The organism is Maribacter orientalis (assembly GCF_900109345.1).
Classification (GTDB): Bacteria; Bacteroidota; Bacteroidia; order Flavobacteriales; family Flavobacteriaceae; genus Maribacter; species Maribacter orientalis.
In genome coordinates, this window is the sequence record NZ_FNZN01000005.1 from 20,057 (window position 1) to 39,163 (window position 19,107).

General features: G+C 34.3%; 15 protein-coding genes. 6 read left to right on the forward strand and 9 right to left on the reverse strand.

All coding sequences use genetic code 11. The features are described 5' to 3' along the window. Positions 1-378: 378 nt before the first annotated feature. From BMY56_RS12065 to BMY56_RS12095, 7 genes are all read right to left on the reverse strand, one after another. A complete protein-coding gene (locus BMY56_RS12065) occupies positions 379-1,659 on the reverse strand; it encodes a nucleotide sugar dehydrogenase (protein WP_091624528.1) in 1,281 nt (426 codons plus the stop codon). 63 nt (positions 1,660-1,722) lie between these two features. Further along, on the reverse strand, positions 1,723-2,715 hold the full coding sequence (locus tag BMY56_RS12070; protein WP_091624531.1) for an SDR family oxidoreductase: 993 nt from the start codon (positions 2,713-2,715) through the stop codon (positions 1,723-1,725). A gap of 87 nt (positions 2,716-2,802) precedes the next feature. Continuing rightward, positions 2,803-3,768 (reverse strand): glycosyltransferase family 2 protein, encoded by a 966-nt coding sequence (locus BMY56_RS12075; protein ID WP_091624534.1) that lies wholly within the window; start codon positions 3,766-3,768, stop codon positions 2,803-2,805. Position 3,769: 1 nt separating this feature from the next. Next, on the reverse strand, positions 3,770-4,759 hold the full coding sequence (locus BMY56_RS12080) for a hypothetical protein (protein WP_091624536.1): 990 nt from the start codon (positions 4,757-4,759) through the stop codon (positions 3,770-3,772). Continuing rightward, positions 4,725-6,086: an MBOAT family O-acyltransferase gene (locus BMY56_RS12085; RefSeq protein WP_317040620.1), complete on the reverse strand. Its 1,362-nt coding sequence runs from the start codon at positions 6,084-6,086 to the stop codon at positions 4,725-4,727. The genes BMY56_RS12080 and BMY56_RS12085 overlap by 35 nt, the downstream gene beginning before the upstream one ends. Positions 6,087-6,260: 174 nt before the next feature. After that, on the reverse strand, positions 6,261-7,286 hold the full coding sequence (locus tag BMY56_RS12090) for an NAD-dependent epimerase (RefSeq protein WP_091624542.1): 1,026 nt from the start codon (positions 7,284-7,286) through the stop codon (positions 6,261-6,263). Then, complete coding sequence (locus tag BMY56_RS12095) at positions 7,283-8,680, reverse strand: nucleotide sugar dehydrogenase (RefSeq protein WP_091624544.1); 1,398 nt, start codon at positions 8,678-8,680, stop codon at positions 7,283-7,285. The genes BMY56_RS12090 and BMY56_RS12095 overlap by 4 nt, the downstream gene beginning before the upstream one ends. Positions 8,681-8,968: 288 nt before the next feature. On the opposite strand from BMY56_RS12095, the gene BMY56_RS12100 reads away from it, so the two are divergent. From BMY56_RS12100 to BMY56_RS12115, 4 genes are read left to right on the forward strand one after another with little or no spacing between them, the layout of a single operon-like run. Beyond that, complete coding sequence (locus BMY56_RS12100; protein WP_091624547.1) at positions 8,969-10,057, forward strand: DegT/DnrJ/EryC1/StrS family aminotransferase; 1,089 nt, start codon at positions 8,969-8,971, stop codon at positions 10,055-10,057. Continuing rightward, entirely contained in the window at positions 10,054-11,763 is a 1,710-nt protein-coding gene (locus tag BMY56_RS12105; RefSeq protein WP_091624549.1) for a polysaccharide biosynthesis protein, read from the forward strand. The genes BMY56_RS12100 and BMY56_RS12105 overlap by 4 nt, the downstream gene beginning before the upstream one ends. A 40-nt stretch (positions 11,764-11,803) precedes the next feature. Then, the gene (locus tag BMY56_RS12110) at positions 11,804-12,586 is read left to right on the forward strand and encodes a polysaccharide biosynthesis/export family protein (protein ID WP_091624552.1); all 783 of its coding nucleotides are present in this window, start codon (positions 11,804-11,806) and stop codon (positions 12,584-12,586) included. 36 nt (positions 12,587-12,622) lie between these two features. Next, on the forward strand, positions 12,623-14,989 hold the full coding sequence (locus tag BMY56_RS12115; protein WP_091624555.1) for a GumC family protein: 2,367 nt from the start codon (positions 12,623-12,625) through the stop codon (positions 14,987-14,989). A 6-nt stretch (positions 14,990-14,995) separates the two neighbouring features. On the opposite strand, the gene BMY56_RS12120 is transcribed toward BMY56_RS12115, so the two are convergent. Beyond that, positions 14,996-15,736: a tyrosine-protein phosphatase gene (locus BMY56_RS12120; protein ID WP_091625036.1), complete on the reverse strand. Its 741-nt coding sequence runs from the start codon at positions 15,734-15,736 to the stop codon at positions 14,996-14,998. A 602-nt stretch (positions 15,737-16,338) separates the two neighbouring features. Continuing rightward, positions 16,339-17,319, reverse strand: a complete 981-nt coding sequence (locus BMY56_RS12125) for a ribose-phosphate diphosphokinase (RefSeq protein ID WP_091624559.1) — start codon at positions 17,317-17,319, stop codon at positions 16,339-16,341. A gap of 198 nt (positions 17,320-17,517) precedes the next feature. Here BMY56_RS12125 and BMY56_RS12130 point away from each other — a divergent pair, with 198 nt between their 5' ends. Both BMY56_RS12130 and miaE read left to right on the forward strand, forming a co-directional pair. Continuing rightward, complete coding sequence (locus BMY56_RS12130; protein ID WP_143057819.1) at positions 17,518-18,027, forward strand: hypothetical protein; 510 nt, start codon at positions 17,518-17,520, stop codon at positions 18,025-18,027. A gap of 300 nt (positions 18,028-18,327) precedes the next feature. Next, entirely contained in the window at positions 18,328-18,909 is a 582-nt protein-coding gene (gene miaE / locus BMY56_RS12135; RefSeq protein WP_091624566.1) for a MiaE family protein, read from the forward strand. Positions 18,910-19,107 lie beyond the last annotated feature (198 nt).

Genomic DNA, 19,107 nt, shown 5'->3' on the forward strand with positions numbered 1-19,107 from the left:
TGATGTGTTGGGGATACTATTAATTTAACGCTGCTATTCATAAATTATTTTTTAAAATCAACTTAATCGATTAAATGTAAATCACTTAAATAGTTGATTAGATAAGTTTGATAACCTTGGTGTTACGTCTGCGTCTGTTGATTGGATGTTTTAGATCGATGTAATGCTTATTTTTTTTTGAATATTCGACAAACAACCAATTTCCTTAACATTTTATTAAAAAAATCTTAGAAACGGTTAATGCTATCCATTTTATTATTAATGGTAAAAAAAGGAATTATATATTGGTAATGAGCATGAGCCGCTGTATTTAAAATAAAAAAAGCTTGTGAGAAATAGTCCATTTCTCACAAGCTTTTTATTCTGTATTTTATGATTTTACAATCTGCCGTCCACATCATTTTTAAGAATACCCTTTACATCGTAAAGAATACCATCTGGTTTAAGCATATTTTTTAGCTCCATTTCTAAAAATTCTTTGTGAGCTACCGTTAAAACAATAGCATCAAATTTTTCAGTAGGGACATCTTTTATAACTTTCATAGTATATTCATGCTCTACTTCTTTTGAAGACGCCCAGGGATCATAAATGGTGACATTTGTACCGTAGGTTTTCAAGTTGTTTATCACATCAACAGCTTTGGTATTCCGTACATCGGGGCAATTTTCTTTAAAGGTGATACCTAAAACCAATATATTGCTTCCTTTTATTTTAATATCACGCTGTACCATTAGCTTGATGACTTCAGATGACACATATTTTCCCATTGTGTCATTCATACGCCTACCGGCTAATATTATTTCTGGGTGGTAGCCGAATTCTTGTGCTTTTTGCGCTAAATAATAAGGATCTACCCCGATACAATGCCCGCCTACCAAACCTGGTTTGAAGGGTAGAAAGTTCCATTTAGTACCTGCTGCTTCCAAAACCTGGTGAGTATCGATTCCCATTAGGTTAAAGATTTTTGCCAATTCATTGACAAAGGCAATATTGATATCTCGTTGAGAATTTTCGATAACCTTGGCTGCCTCAGCTACTTTAATGCTTGGCGCCAAGTGCGTGCCTGCGGTAATAACAGAAGCATATAGCGCATCTACTTTTTTGCCTACCTCGGGTGTTGAACCCGATGTCACTTTTAATATTTTTTCAACGGTATGTTCCTTATCTCCCGGATTAATACGTTCTGGGGAGTATCCCGCAAAGAAATCGACATTAAATTTAAGGCCACTTATTTTCTCTAATACTGGAATACATTCATCTTCAGTAACACCTGGGTATACGGTAGATTCATAGACAACAGTGTCCCCTTTTTTTAAGACTTGGCCCACTGTTTCGCTAGCCTTATATAAAGGAGTTAAAATTGGTCGGTTCGTGCTATCTACCGGTGTAGGAACGGTTACGATATAATAGGTACAGTCTGCGATATCATCCAATTGATTGGAACAATATAGTCCTGTGTCCATTTGAGCAGAATCTTTTAATACGGCTTGTAGCACATCATCTTCCACCTCCAAGGTACTGTCATGACCTTTTCGAAGTTCATCGATACGACCTGTATTGATGTCAAAACCAATAACTGGGTATTTCGTAGCGAATAAACGGGCTAATGGTAAACCTACATATCCTAAACCTATAATAGCAATTTTAATGTCTTTCATAATTCTTTTTTGTTACCTCGGTTACCCTTAGCAAACCTATTTTATATTTAATAACTACTAAATTTATTTCAAATTTTCCCAATACCATTGTACGGCTTCTTTGAGTCCCGATTTTATGTCAAATTTTGGGTCATACCCTAAAAGTTCCTTCGCTTTGTCGATAGAGGCCAGGGAATGAGGTACGTCTCCTGCGCGAGTAGGACCATAAGTGTTTTTTATGTTCTTTATTTCTGAATCAAATTCACTTAGGTACTCTTTTAAGAGTTGGGTAAGTTCATTCAAATCGGTTCGTTCACCAAAGGCTGTATTATATACGGTATTTAATGCTTCTTGGTTGTCGGTAACCATAGCTAGAACATTCATTTGAATAACATTATCGATATACGTAAAGTCTCTTGAAAATGAACCATCTCCATTGATAACGGGAGATTCATGTTTCATCAATTGCATTACAAACTTAGGAATTACTGCAGCGTAGGCTCCATCGGGGTCTTGTTTTCTGCCAAATACATTGAAGTATCGTAGACCAATGGTTTCGATAGCATAAGTCTTACTAAACACATCGGCATATAATTCATTTACATATTTAGTGATAGCGTAGGGGGAAAGCGGCTTTCCAATACTATCCTCTACTTTAGGCATATTTGTCGAATCGCCATAAGTTGAAGAACTTGCGGCATAGACAAAGCGTTTTACTTTGGCATCGCGTGCAGCAACTAACATATTTAAAAATCCAGAGACATTAACATCATTACTGGTAATAGGGTCATTTATGGAACGTGGTACAGAACCCAATGCCGCTTGGTGTAATATATAGTCGACTCCTTCACAAGCCTTATGGCAATCGTCCAGGTTACGAATATCTCCCTCTATTAGTTTAAATTTTGGATAATTTAAAAGTGGTGCTAAGTTTTCACGCTTACCAGTCGCGAAATTGTCCAAGCAGGTTACTTTATTTCTATTTTTCAAAAGGGCTTCACAAAGATTAGAGCCAATAAAACCAGCTCCTCCAGTAATTAATATGTGTTTATTTTTATCTAATTCTAAATTTAACATTAATCTATTTTATTAGGGTTCAAGTAGCTTTTAAGAAATACGTTTTTATAAAAACCTAAAACAATAACTCTGATTTTTTTTGAGAAATTACATTTTAGTTAGTTTTTTAATATTTTTTCTAAATGGCCAAAGAAGTACGAGTGAAATTTTCAAAAACCAATTATGTAATGATTCATAAAAGTCTTTCAAGCTAAATTCTAAATAGCATGATGCTATTACGATTGAGACTAATCTTTTAAAAAAGGGTTTAGGATATCTAACGATATGGTTTTTTTGAAAATAGTTTATAAATAGCAATGAATAAATTGCCATTCCAAACGATTTTTTATCATACTTAAGACTTGACAGGTTATCATCATTGTTCGTATAATATACTCTAGTTACAGAATTAAGAAATTTTGTGAGATACCCTGCCTTATCCACAGTATTCCAAAGATAGGCTTCTGGAATTAGTCCTCGACCGAATATAGATTTATCAATTTCAATTTGCCTCAATACATCTGTTTTTGTAGGCCCCCATTTTTCACCTTGAATTTTATATTTAAAACTAAAATCAAAAGAATTGCAATAAATGTAATCTTCTTTAATATTGGTGCCAATGAAATTTCCATGCTGGTCAATACAATTGGCGGTTATACCACTGATTTTTTTCTTTTCTGAATTTGGTATGGATTCGTATGCTTCATTATAAATTTCAAGTGCATTGGGTAAACATTCGTCATCTGCATCATGAATTAAAAAAAACTCACCTTGGGCTAATGAAATACCCCTAAGAATAGTGCCCAATTTATGAATGTTTTCTACATTTTTAAAAAACCGAATAGGATACTTCGATGTGGTCATAAATTCTCTTACCTCTCCCTCTGTATTATCCGTCGAACCATCGTCAATTATAATAATCTCAAAATCTTTATATGTTTGTTTTTCAATGCTTTTTAAGGCACGGTTAATAGTCTTTTCCCCATTGTAAACCGGTATAAATAGTGAGAATTTAAATTGATAGTGTCCTTTTTTATAAGGTTTAATTATGGGTAGAAATTTATTTAGATTCATGCTATTTCAAAATTTGTTGAAGTTCATTATTAATCAATTTTCCAAATTTTTCTGAACCTTTTAAATTGAAATGTGTAGCATCATAAAATAAATCAGCATTTTTTGCTAAGGAATAACCATCTATAAAATGAATGCCTTGTGAGTCACAATATTTTTCTAGTTTTTCACTAAATCCCTTGTAGTAATTGTTTGTAGATATACTATTATTAATTTTTGACATATCTATTCCTTGCTTATTTACATAATTGCCATATGGTGTTGGAGCGGATATGAAAATTGGAATGGACTCTGTAGATTCTATAGTTTGAATTACATCTAGTAAATAGCTGTCAATTTTATCCATTTTAGGTATATTATCGATTGTTTTATATTCTAAATTTTCCTCAACTTTCCAGGTAATTTTTCGATGCCCTATTTGGTTATCTTCTTTACTCATTAAAAAAGGAATTAAAACGGATTTGAAAAATTTAATTTTTTTGACCATATTTCTAAACCTTAAAAATATTCCCTCAGTAGATATTAAATCATCATCACTAAAGGGGTCAAACAGAATTATTGTGTAATCAGGCTTAATGAATGCTGTATTGTTTATTTGTGGTATTAATTTATTCATTTTTAGACCATCAAAGCCACAATTGTTATACCAGAAATTAATATTGGACATGGCCCAAGTAGTCCATTTTAAATCATTTGGAACGTAAAAGGATTGTGTTGTGCTAGAGCCAATAAAAATATTTTTTTTCCTTTTTATGGTATCTGAAAAGTTTTCACCCAAAAATTTAATGTTATTATATTTTATCTCTATTAGTTTAGGTAGTTCTGGAATAAAATTATTTTCATAAACTACTGCTGAGTTATCTCTATTGTTTTCGATAGGATTAAAAAATTCAAAAGATAGCACAAGACCAAGAAAAGTAATAATAAGATATATTATAATATTTTTAATGAGCTTCAACTTAAAATTGAAAGTAGATAAAACTTGCTTTTTCATTTAATAATAAATTATATATAATAATAATCGATATACAGATGTAACCAACATATCTAATTTTCATATTGTTTTCAAGGAAGAAAAGAATATCCCTTTCGTTTTTTCTAAACAACCATTCCATCACAATGAGACCTACTAATAAAATAATGTAGTATTTGTGTTTATAAAAATCAAAACTTTCATATTTATCTAAATCATTTTTTATAAACATTGCTTTTATGTATGCTCCTGCCGTTTGAATAGAACTGGCCCTGAAAAACACCCAAGCGATTAATACAAAAAAGAACGTTGTTAACATTTGCCAAATTTCTTTTAAATTGGGGAAAATTGAATTCTCTGCTACTATAGAACTGACATACTTTCTGTTTGTTTTAAATATGAATGATGGTATATATAAAATTGCATGGATTAAACCCCAAACTACGAAAGTCCAATTTGACCCATGCCAAAATCCACTTACTATAAATATTACGAAAATGTTTCTTAAAGTTTTTATTTCAGAGTATTGGGAGCCACCTAATGGAAAATATAGGTAGTCCCTAAACCAAGTAGATAATGATATATGCCATCTTCTCCAAAATTCCCCAATATTCCGAGAAAAATAGGGAGTTTTAAAGTTTGACATAAGTTCAAAACCAAGTAATTTGGAAGTTCCTATGGCTATATCAGAATATCCACTAAAATCACAGTAAATTTGAAAAGAAAAGTATATAGCCCCCAGCCAAAGCATACCAGAACTAAAATCTGAATTGTGATTAAAAATGTCATCTATTATTGGAGCTAAGGAATCAGCAATTACAACTTTTTTGAACATTCCCCAAAGAATTAGTCTTAAGCCTTGTACAGCTTGTACATAATCAAATTTCCTTTTTATTAATATCTGAGGTAAAAGATTACTAGCTCTTTCTATTGGACCTGCAACCAACTGTGGAAAAAATGAAACAAAAGATGCAAATGATATAAAGTCTTTAGTTGGAGCTAAACTTTTTCTATAAATGTCAATAGTGTATGACATGGTTTGAAATGTATAGAAGGATATACCAACAGGTAGGATTATGTTAAGCGTCCATTTACTTTTTATTTCGTATCCCAATCCATAAAATAATTCAATGAAAGAATCAACGAAAAAATTATAGTATTTGAAAAATCCCAATACAATTAAGTTAAATAAAATACTTGTCCATAAATAAACTCGTTTTTTATTTTTTGTTTTTTCGCTGTGAATTAATAAACCTATTGTATAATCTACAATAGTGGATAAAAATATTAAGCCTAAGAACCTATAGTCCCACCACCCATAAAATATATAAGAACTTATTAAAATCAATAAGTTTTGTAATTGTAACTTTCGATTAAAAACAAACCAGTATAAGCAGAAAACAATTGGAAAGAATACCGCAAACTCCAATGAATTGAATAACATAGATTTTAAAAGTGTTTAAATGTATAGTAGTTCAGGATATAAATATCTATTTCTCAATGAGTTATTTACTTGATGTTATTACTTATTATAATACACTTTATACCAATCAATAAAACGTTGTACACCCAATTTTATGGGTGTATTCGGTCGATACTCATAATCGGCAATTAAATCATCGACATTGGCCCAAGTTTTTTCAACATCGCCAGGTTGCATGGGGAGCATTTCCTTTTTTGCTACTGTAACTAAGCTTTCTTCTATAGCGGTAATAAAATCCATTAATTTCACAGATTTACTATTTCCTATGTTGTATATTTTAAATAACTGTTTTTTAGAGGTTTCATCAGCGAGAGGTGTTTCTAGGATACGAACAACCCCCTCGGTAATATCATCGATATACGTAAAGTCACGCTCTAAATTTCCATTATTAAAGACTTTAATTGGCTTATCGTTTATAATGGCATCGGTAAATAAAAACATGGCCATATCGGGTCTTCCCCAAGGGCCGTATACCGTAAAGAATCGCAGACCGGTAGTCTTGAACCCATACAAATGTGCGTAGGCATGTGCCATTAATTCATTACTTTTTTTAGTGGCGGCATACAGGCTAACTGGGTGGTCTACAGCATCAGTAGTTTCGAAGGGTATTTTTTCATTAAGGCCATAGACACTAGAGCTACTTGCATACACTAAATGCTTAATGTTGTAATTACGGCAGCATTCTAAAATATTTAAAAACCCAACAACATTACTATCGACATAGGCTTCTGGATTCTCAAGGCTATAGCGAACCCCAGCTTGTGCCGCTAAATTGCAGACTGCATCAAAAGATTGATTTTTAAACAATTCTGGTAGATTTTCTCGATCTTCCAAAGCCAAACGAACAAATGAAAATGCACTTTGACCTTCACTTGGTACTACATTGTTAAATTGTTCGGCTTCACTTCTGATAATGCCGAGTTCTTCTAAACGAGCGTATTTTAGATTAACATCGTAATAGTCGTTGATATTATCTAAACCGATGACTTCATGACCATTGGCAAGTAAACTTTTCGATACAAAAAATCCTATAAAGCCTGCTGCCCCTGTTACTAAAATTTTCATGATTGTCCTATTTTATAATAATTAAAGCCGATCCTTTCCATCGCAGTACTATCCAATAAACGTCTACCGTCAAATACAAAGGCTGGCTTAAGCATCTGTTTGAATATGGTTTTCCAATCATACTCTTTAAATTCATCCCATTCCGTTAAAATGGCAATGGCATGCGCTTCTTCAGTAGCTTTAATAGGGTCGTTAGTAACCGTTACCAAGACTCGGTTTTCTTCAGGTGTCCGTGTATTTAAATAATCAAGGTCAGCAAATATTCGCTCTTTGGCAACTTTTGGATCATAAACGATAATTTCAGCTCTTTCTTCCAATAAAGCATCTACTACGGCTATTGCCGCCGATTCTCTTGTGTCATTCGTGTCCTTTTTAAAAGCCCAACCATAGACTACGATTTTTTTACCTGAAATTGTATTGTAAAGACTAGATATAATGTTTTCCGCAAAACGGCTCTTCTGATAATCATTGGCAATAATTACTTGTTCCCAATAATTGGCTACTTCTGTTAAACCATACGATCTAGCAATATAAACCAAATTAAGAATATCTTTTTGAAAACATGATCCCCCAAAACCAACAGAGGCATTTAAAAATTTAGGTCCAATGCGACTATCAAAACCAATAGCCCTAGAAATCTCTTGAATATTAGCATCGGTTTTTTCGCAGAGTGCAGAAATCGTATTTATGGATGATACCCGTTGCGCTAAAAATGCATTTGCCACCAATTTTGAAAGTTCTGATGACCATACATTGGTTTGTAGAATACGTTCTTTTGGTAGCCAATGTTCATAAATAGCACTTAAAGCATTTTTGGCTGCTTTTCCCGTTGGGGTGTCGTTACCACCGATTAAAACACGATCGGCATGTATTAAGTCTTCTATAGCCGTACCTTCTGCTAAAAACTCTGGGTTGGAAAGAATCTCGAATTTTACCGCATTACCTGTATGGTCTAATATATTCTGTATAGCCTGAGCAGTTCTTACAGGTAAGGTCGATTTTTCAACAACAATTTTATCGTCTTTAGCTACTTTGGCAATATTACGGGCACACAATTCTATAAATTTTAAATCTGCCGCTTGTCCCTTACCTTTACCATAGGTCTTAGTGGGTGTATTTACCGAGATAAATATCATTTGAGCTTCATCAATGGCTTTATCTACCTCTGTTGAGAAAAACAGGTTTTTGCCTCTTCGTTCTCCTACAATTTCTTTTAATCCAGGTTCATATATTGGTAGATTATCTAAATCTGTAGTATTCCATTGTGCAATACGTTCCTTATTAATGTCTACGACAGTTACTTGTATTTCAGGGCATTGTTTTGCGATAACGGACATTGTTGGGCCGCCAACATAACCTGCGCCAATACAGCATATTTTTGTAATCTTTTTCATTAATAGTTTATTGGGATTAAAAAAGCAAAGATTAGAAAATAACGCCCAAATAGAAAATATATTTTAGATGAACTCTTTATTTACGGGGTTTAAAAACCGTTTGATGCGATAAAAGGCATTTGTAATTTCTTTTAACCGATAATATCCACAGATTAAACGAATTATGTTCATAATTCATTCATTTGAGCAAATGTATAGTTAATTTTGAATCTTATATTTGTAACCCTAAATGAACTACCATTGAAAACCATTTCTACACCTACTAAAATATGGCTATCCTCTCCACACATGGGGGGTACAGAGAGAAAATATGTCGATGAGGCTTTTGACACGAATTGGATTGCTCCATTAGGACCTAATGTAAACGCCTTTGAACATTCGATTAAAACACAACTAGGAAATTCAGTTCACGTTGCAGCATTAAGTTCAGGAACCGCAGCTATTCATTTAGGCCTTGAAATATTAGGTGTAGGTAGGGGCGATGAAGTACTTTGTCAAAGTTTTACATTTTCAGCCTCTGCTAATCCAATATTGTATTTAGGAGCTGAACCTGTTTTTGTAGATAGTGAAACAGACACCTGGAATATGTCTCCTGTGTTATTAAGAGAGGCTATTGAAAGTAGAATTAAAGAACATAAAAAACCAAAGGCAATTATAGCTGTTCATTTATATGGTATGCCTTATAAGGTTGCCGAAATTAAAGCGGTAGCGAATGAATTTCAAATTCCCGTTTTAGAAGATAGTGCTGAAGCGTTGGGGAGTACTTATAACGGAGTGTCTTGTGGTACTTTTGGCGATATTGGTATTTTGTCATTTAATGGTAATAAAATTATAACCACTTCTGGTGGTGGGGCTTTAGTTTCAAAAAATAAAAGCTATACTGAAAAGGCGATATTTTTGGCAACCCAAGCGAGAGATGAAGCACCCCATTATCAACATTCTCATGTAGGTTATAATTATAGAATGAGTAATGTACTCGCAGGAATTGGGCGTGGACAAATGGAAGTGTTGAGTGATAGGGTAGATGCTAGAAGAGCAAATCATCAATTTTATAAAGATACCCTAAACGATTTTCAGGAAATCACTTTTTTAGATGAACCAGAAGGTTATTTTTCTAATAGGTGGTTAAGTTGTATCTTAACAAATACGTATGAAATGAGAGAAAAGCTAAGGCTTACTCTTTTGGATGAGAATATAGAATCAAGACCATTATGGAAACCTTTACATTTACAACCAATATTTAGTAGCCATAAACAGTTTATGGATGGAACTTCTGAAGCCCTTTTTGAAAAAGGACTTTGTTTGCCCAGCGGCTCCAATTTAACACAAGAAGATTTGGAACGCGTTGTTACCACCATTAAAAACGTTTTATCATGATACAGAAATATTTAGCGTATAATACAGAGAAATATGCCTCAAAATGGCTAGTGTTAGGTATCGATTTAGTAACCATTGCGTGTGCTTTTGTTTTGTCGTATTTAATACGATTTAATTTGACCTTAGATTTTGAAGTTGAAAATTTATTGTTACAACTTCCGCTAGTACTTATAACCTCATTAGTAGCTTTTCTAATTGTTGGTTCATACAAAGGGGTTGTTCGTCATACAGGGGTTCGTGATGTCTACAATATTTTTAATGCGGTCTGCTTTTCAAGTATATTGGTTATTTTTATAGTCTTAGCCAATAGACAACTTGAGATTCTTAATCAATTTACCATTCCGTTGTCCATCATCATTATCAATAGTCTTATAACGTTTGTTGCCCTTACCGCTTCTAGGTTCGTTTTTAAATCGGTTTATAGTAATATGCACAGTAGCATAAAATCCTATAAAAACGTATTGATTTATGGAGCTGGTGATTCTGGAGTATTAACCCATGGTGCTATAACCAATCATGCGAAGAGTAGATATAGGGTACTTGGCTACATTGATAGGGATGTTAAAAAAATCGGTAAAAATATAAATGGTGTTCCTGTTTTTGGTAGGAAATCTTTGACGGAATCTTTTATTCTGAAGAATAATATTTCAGAGATAATATTTTCAATTCAAAATATAGATTCTAGAAAATTAAGAAAGACGGTTGAAGGGTTGGTTGATTATCCTATAGTGGTTAAAATTGTACCTCCAATTGAAGATTGGATTAATGGAGAATTGAAAGTTTCGCAAATTAAACAGGTTCAAATTGAAGATTTATCTGATATAAGAGACAAAAATCGTATGAATGCGCTATTTGGTGAACACCGCCCAAATATTGTCTTTCACGCAGCTGCTTATAAACATGTACCGCTTATGGAATATAATTCATATGAGGCTATTAAAATTAATATTGGAGGAACCAAAAATGTTGCTGATTTATCTGTATTGCATGGTGTGGAAAAATTTGTTTTTGTTTCTACGGACAAGGCTGTAAATCCGACCAATGTTATGGGAGCAACTAAACGTATTGCCGAACTGTATATTAGCTGTATGCAAAATGAGAATAAAACTAAATTTATTACTACCCGTTTTGGTAATGTTTTAGGGTCTAACGGATCTGTAATTCCATTGTTTAGAAAACAGATTGAAAAAGGCGGTCCATTAACATTGACCCATAAAGATATTACACGCTATTTTATGACGATACCAGAAGCTTCACAATTAGTGCTAGAAGCTGGTGCCATGGGTGAAGGTGGTGAGATATTTATATTTGATATGGGTGAGTCCGTAAAAATATATGATTTGGCTAAAAATATGATCAAGCTTTCTGGATTGCGTTATCCTGAGGATATTGATATTAAAATTACGGGATTACGGCCAGGGGAGAAATTGTATGAAGAGCTTTTGGCGAATGGTGAGAATACCCTACCAACCTACCATCAAAAAATTAAAATCAGTAAGGTTCGTGATGTCGAATATTCTAAAGTACGTTCTAAAATTGATGAGTTATGTATAACCAATATGTTTTTCAGTGGTAATACCGTTAAACTAATGAAGGAAATTGTTCCTGAATATGTTTCAAAAAATTCAGACTTTTGTGAATTAGACAAGCCATCAGTTGATTCTAATGATCAAAATATGACCAAATTAAAAATTGTACAACCCTAACCAGCTTCGGATTCACCGTTGTTAATTAATTATTTTAAAAATGAATACAATAAAAACTAACCGTAGTAAATTCTCTTTATTGATTTTTTTAGGCATACTTGTTGCCTCTTGTGGGTCAAAAAAAGATATCGTTTATTTTCAAGATGCCTCTGATTATGAAACTATAGTTAGTGACAATACACATACCAATACCTTTAAGGTAGATGATGTTATTGGTATTAACGTTTCCACTTTAGATCCCATGGCTAGTATACCATTTAATCTTATGTCAACTGCAAGAGGAGAAGGTAGTTTTAATCAACCACAACAATTGGATTACATAGTTGATAAAAATGGAGATATCGATTTTCCGGTATTAGGAACTGTTAAGGTTTTAGGACTAACCCCTGAGGAGACAAAAGAAGTTTTAAAGGAAAAATTAGAACCCTATTTAAAAGATCCAATTATAAATCTTCGTTTACGGAATTTTACAGTTACTATTTTAGGAGAGGTAAATCGCCCAGGAACCTATCAAGTAAATGGGGAGCAGATCACGGTTCTTGAAGCCATTGGACTTGCAAGTGATTTGGGAATAAAAGGGAAACGTGATAATGTTTTGGTTATTCGAGATTTTAATGGTACAAAGGTGTACACCCGTATTGATTTAACCAGCAAGGCCGCTTTAAATTCTCCTGTGTATTATTTGACACAAAACGATGTCGTATATGTGGAGCCTAATAAGTCTGCTGTAACACAGTCAACATTAGATAATAGGGCGGGTTTGGCAATTTCCATCGCATCTTTGCTTATTACTACGACCGTTATTTTACTTACTAGAAATTAAAAGAAATCAGTTTACTACACTATTCATAACTGCACTATGAGTTTTTCAGAAAAGAAAGAAGATATTAAAAATGTAATTGCCACCTATGCCAAACACTGGAAATGGTTTGTATTATGTGGATTAATGGCGTTAATAATTGCATATTTAAATATTAGATATACCGTACCGGAATATATGGTACAATCGCAGATACAAATTGTACAGGAGAAGAATTCAGGCCCTGAAATGGGTGTTTTTCAAGACCTTAATATTATGGGAGGTTCTTCGAAACAAGTGGAGGATGAAATTGAAATTTTGGCTTCAAGGTCTAATTTCATTGAAGTAGTAAAGGAATTGGGCGCTAATGTGCAGATAATGGCCCTAGGGAAAGTGATAAACACCGAGGTTTATGCTAATCCGCCTATAAAAATTAATTTTATTGCTCCAGACTCTGTGGTGTATAATGCAAACTATAGTTTTTATATTGAGTTTTCTTCGGCGACTACATTTGGCATCGCCGAATTAGAAGGGGCGCCCGCTAAAATATATTCTTATGGAAATGGGATACCTACCCCATTAGGGGATATGGTGATTACGCCAAATGTAAAGGATCCTAAAGGATTAATCGGAAATCGATATCAAGTATCTTTTACCCCTGTAGAAAATGTTGCGCGGTCTCTTAAGGCGGCGGTTACAATTGCGGTTACTGAAGAATATTCTAATATTCTAGATGTATCTATGGTTAGTGCCATACCGGACAAGGCGAAGAATATTATTGATAAATTGATTGAAATTTATAATAGGAATGCTACAGATGAAAAGAGACGGGTTGCCGATACGACTTCTGAATTTATTAATAACCGAATACAATTAATTTCTGGAACACTTACTTCTGTTGATCAAGATGCTCAAGAATTATTAACGCAAAAAGGAATGACCGGTTCAGGTCTTGAAGTTGGTGCTGCCGTGCAGGTGAGTGCCGGTAGTCGTCAAAATTTGGAAAGTGCTAAGGTGCAATTGCAAATGGTAAGTGGCCTTAAAGATTATGTTAATAGTGAAACAGGGTACGATGAAATGCCGGTGGTTGATGTGGGTAGTGGGGCTTTAAGCCAAGCTACCTTGCAATATAATACACTTGTAGCAGAACGTAAGCGATTGTTAAAAAGTGCGGATGAACGGAACCCGATGATTGTAAATTTAGATGAGCAATTAGATGGTATTAAAAGTACGATGCAGTCTAGTTTAAATTCTATGGAGCGCAATGTAGGAATGAACGTAAGTACCCTAGAAAGCCAATTGGGTCGTATACAGGGAACTATTTATTCCGCTCCGGAAAACCAACGGGAATTGCGAAATATTACCAGGAAACAGGAAACAACCGAATCACTCTATTTATATTTATTGCAAAAAAGGGAGGAATCACAGATTGCTTTTGCGTCTGCAGAACCAAAATCAAATGTTATTGATAAGGCATACGTATCTAGTCCGACACCAGTTACGCCTAAAGTAAAAATAACATATTTAGCTGCCTTAATGCTTGGTCTGTTACTACCTTTCGGAGTTGTTTTTGCTAAGGATCAATTAGACACCAAAATACATAACAAACATAGTTTAGAAACACTTACTAAAGATGTTCCTGTGTTAGGGGAATTACCGAGTCTTTCTAAAAAAGATAGCAAAATAATTATTAGTGATGATCGCTCAGTTCTGGCAGAAGCATTGCGAATTATTAGGGCTAACCTAGACTTTTTAATAAAGACTAGGTATGCAAGTGATAAGAGCAAGAATAATGTTATTTACGTAACATCAAGTACACCGGGAGAAGGAAAAACATTTGTTTCTACTAATCTTTCGATGATATTATCAAGTACACAAAAGAAGATTTTATTGGTTGGTGCCGATATTCGAAATCCAAAATTATATTCTTTCTTTTCTGGTGATTCTGTAGATAAATTAAAGACTCCATCCAGAAATAAAGATGCCGGTCTTACAGAGTATTTGTTAGATGATTCAATACTGGTGAAAGATATTATTAGGCCTATGTTAGTGCATAATAATACTATAGATGTCATCTATTCTGGTAAGATTCCACCAAACCCTGCAGAATTATTAATGAGTACAAAGGTTAAAGATTTATTAGATGAGGTATCTGAACTTTACGACTATGTAATTGTAGATACAGCTCCAATGATGGTGGTAAGTGATACGCTATTAATTGCACCTTATGCAGATCATATCATATACGTAATTAGGGCTGGTGTAACGGATGAAACTGCTGTTAAATTTCCATTAAATCTACGTGAGGAAGGTAAATTGAAAGGCGTATCATTTGTAGTGAATGATGTAAGCTTGGATAATTTAGGTTACGGAGGAAAATATGGTTACGGCTACAGCAAGACCAGTAAGAAATGGTGGAAGTTTTAAACCACCTTATTTAAAATTATAAATCGTTTTTTCAATTATAGGCTTAATAAGCATCAGTGTTTTTTCATTGATGCTTATTTTTTTTAAAGAATTCAACTGAGAAATTTTGTGAACATCACTAGCCATAAAATCTATTAAATTATTCTTTAATAACCAATTGGCTGCTTGATTTACTTCTTTACCATAATAATCACTCAAGGACAATATGTTTAATTGAAACAATAATCCCTTGCCTTTTAGTTTCTTATATTGTTTCAAGTGATTATGCAAGTACGCATATCTTTCAGGATGTGCGAAAATAGGAAATAGACCCATATCTGCAATTAATTTTACAGACTCGTTGAAATTTATCGAGGCTTGTAAATAGGACATTTCTATAAGGATGTAACTTTTTGAAAGTGGCATATATTCCTGGTCTTCAAGAAGTTTTTCGAACCCAGAATCTATCATGTGCTCTGCGGCTACATCAATATGTACATGGTCTAAATTATTCATTTTAAGACCGTTTTTAAGTAAGTTCAGAGAACTATTTATTGTTGCAGGATTATTAGGATAATAATTTTCCATGATATGCGGCGTACATATAAAATCAGTAACCCCAAATTCACCAAAACCTTTTATAAGTTCGATAGACTCATCTACAGTTTTTGCGCCATCATCTATACCAGGTAATATATGATTGTGAATATCAATGAAACCCTCAAGATGGTCAATTAAAAAATGTTTTTTACTAAAAAAGCTGAACATAAAGTTTATGTGGTTTTTATTATTTGCCGATACAGGAATTTTAATCCTATATAAATAAGTAGCTACCGTGATTTGAGGTACAATAAGTCCCGGAAAGTGCACGGAAATTATCAGTACCTAATATTTATGCAAATATAGTGTATAGCTATGGGTTAATTTTTATGGCTATCAAATGAATCTGAACTTAATCTGCACTTCAAATAATTTTGAATCCGTGCTTTAAGCTTACGTTTTTTTTATTTTCAATTCCGCCCTTCATGTATCCTAACTCTGAACTTACATTCTAAAAATATCTATGTAATTGGTCATAGCCGAAATAGGATACCTAAGGAATCTGAACCTATCGATTACTATCAAAAGGTTTTATTGGAAAATAACGTCTTAGGATAATTATTGATTTCTAGAAAAATAATAAAGAATTTGCTAATGTTCAACATTTTTAAACATGAACCACTTTAAAGGAAGATTACCTGAAATTATGTAGTTAGCTATTGATATTATATAGATATGAATCTGTTGACGGTATTATCTGTATTAAACGATTAAATACCTTTTTAATATGATTCATTCGTTCCTTATTGAACTTTATTTTTATTTAAGGCTCATGATATTTGAAAGGCATTATCCTCCATCAGGTTACGGATAGCTTCTGCGACCAAGGGGGCGACATTGATGATATCGACCTTCTTTTCCATGAGTTCTTTACTCAGTCGATGCGGAGGAATACTGTTCGTTATCACAATTTTATCCAAGGCCGGATCTTTCAGCGTTTCATTAGCTGCAACTGAAAAAATGCCATGTGTGGCCACCGCATAGACTTTTTTAGCCCCCGCTTGTTTACATGCCTTGGCGGCCCTTAGCAGGGTAGTTCCCGTACTAATGAGGTCATCTATAATGATGACGGTTTTGGCACGGACCTCTCCAAAGATCTGTGCTGTTCCCCCAACGACGCCTTCACTACGGGTTTTGTGCATTACGGCCACAGGAATCGGTGTTTTTTGTTCTTTTTCGAGGGTTTTCGCAAATGCCATGGCACGTTTTATACCTCCGCTATCTGGGGATAATACCACGGTTTCGGTTTTTTTAAGCAATGGGGTAAAATAGTTCGCAAGAAAACCCTTGGCTTCTAGGTGGGTTGTAGGTATCCGGAACGCATTTTCAAAGGCCTGTACATTATGTACATCCAGGGTCACCAGCCTATCCGTTCCCAGGGCCTCGAATAAACGGGCAACATATTGGGTGGTAATCGGGTCATAGCTCTTGGTCTTTTTATCTTTTCGGGAATAGCACAAATACGGGGCGATTACCGTAACCGTAGCTGCCCCCGCATCTTTTAATGAACCGATAAAAAACAATACCCGGCACAGTTTGTCATTGACCGTTAGTTGGGGGTCCCCATAGAGGCTGTATATGATAAAGATGGCCTTGTTCCTCACATCTACCAATGACCGTATCTTATGTTCCCCTTCCGAAAAGTCCCGTTCCTCGTGGACGCTCAAAGTACCCCCTATAGCTTCTGCGACCATGCTGCCGAAAGCTTTACTGGGTTCCAATGCAAAAATCAGGTTTTTGGTAGTGTTCATTAGATTTTATTTGATGTAATAGCCATGTTTCCCGTGAAATTGAAAAAAACAAAAACATAATACAATGATACTAGTCAGTCGCAACCGATGATCTACATCATTGTAAAAGGGGAATAGGCCTTATAATTTTATTGACATCGTGGTAGGATGTTAAAACACGGTAGATGCACGAAAAAAGTCAATTTAAAACAGGGTATTATGGCACATTCCAATACATTCAAGTTCAAGTATAGACTGACATTATTTTTAGTCATGGGCATGGCGACCATACTTTTTTCCTGTAAAAGGGCTGCGGAAAAGACTAGTGAAAAAATCATAGAAGAGTCCATGGGTGATGAAGCCAAAGTAGCTATAGAAGATGAGAAAATAGGTATTGAAACCGATGAGGGTGCCTTTACCACAGATGCAACGGCACATAATTGGCCCAAGGAAATTTCTAGGGAAGTACCCGAATTTACATACGGTAAAATAACAGCGGTTACTACGCAAGAAATGGAAGGAGATATGAACTGGGCACTCATTTTTGAAGAGGTGCCCCAAACTGCCCTGGAGCAATATAAGGAGCAGCTGGTGAGCAAAGGTTTTGAAATCAAGTACACGATTACTACCGGAACCGGAGGCCATCTCACCTGTGAAAAAGGGAAACTCACCGTGATGGCTATGGTGGGGGATGGGAGTGCTACGCTTACCATTGGTTCCCAACCGTGAGATCCTACAAGAATAGATAATGGCAAAAAAAATCACTTTATGTTTCTCTGGCGATGTAATGACGGGGCGTGGTGTTGATCAGATTTAACTATTAGACCGTAATTTCTCAGAGATATAACTAAATATTATCACCATAATTGCTTTCTGTTAATAATAGAATCTATGTATTACACTATTTGCGACCATGTAATTTTATTTTATACGGGTTAAATAGATAGAAGGACTATTGAACCTGTCAAAACCATAGAATTTCTACAATTTTGATAGTTATACGCTTATTTTTACTAAAATATACGGACTATGCTTCATTTAAAATTAGCAACAGACCCACGTTGGGTTACTATTGTTGAAAAAAATATAGAAGAAATACTAACAGATCATGCATGGTGTGAACAAAAAGCCGCTACCAATGCGATTACTATAATTACACTAAACTCTGAATACCCTGATTTAGTTACTGATTTGCTTCTTTTAGCACAAGAAGAATTAGTTCACTTTCAAATGGTACATGATATTATTAAAAAGCGCGGTTACACTTTAGGTAGAGAGCGTAGAGACAGCTACGTTAACGAGCTTTACAAGTTTATGAGCAAAGGTGGCAACAGACTTCAATCGATGGTAGATAGGCTCTTATTTTCTGCTATGATCGAGGCAAGAAGCTGCGAACGTTTTAAACTACTTTCAAAAGAAATTAAAGACCCAGAGCTTTCTAAGTTTTATAATGATTTAATGATTAGTGAAGCAGGGCATTATACAACTTTTATTGGTTTTGCTCGTAAATACGGTCAAGATATAGATGTAGATAAACGCTGGCAAGAATTGGTGGAATTTGAGGCTAAAGTGATTAAAAATTATGGGAAAGAAGAAACCATACACGGTTGAAAATATAGTGCTTTTATAATCTGTAAGTTTATAACGATAATTCATTCCATTAAGAATTTAGCTTTGTTATTTGATGATTTATTTTTGGATAGGCAGCTGAGTAAGCTAGATTTACCAATTTGGTAGGCAAGGGATGGGAAGGAAATCAGTAAATTTAGAATTTGTTCATCAGCTGCCGTTTCCCAGTCAAGCCTGAAC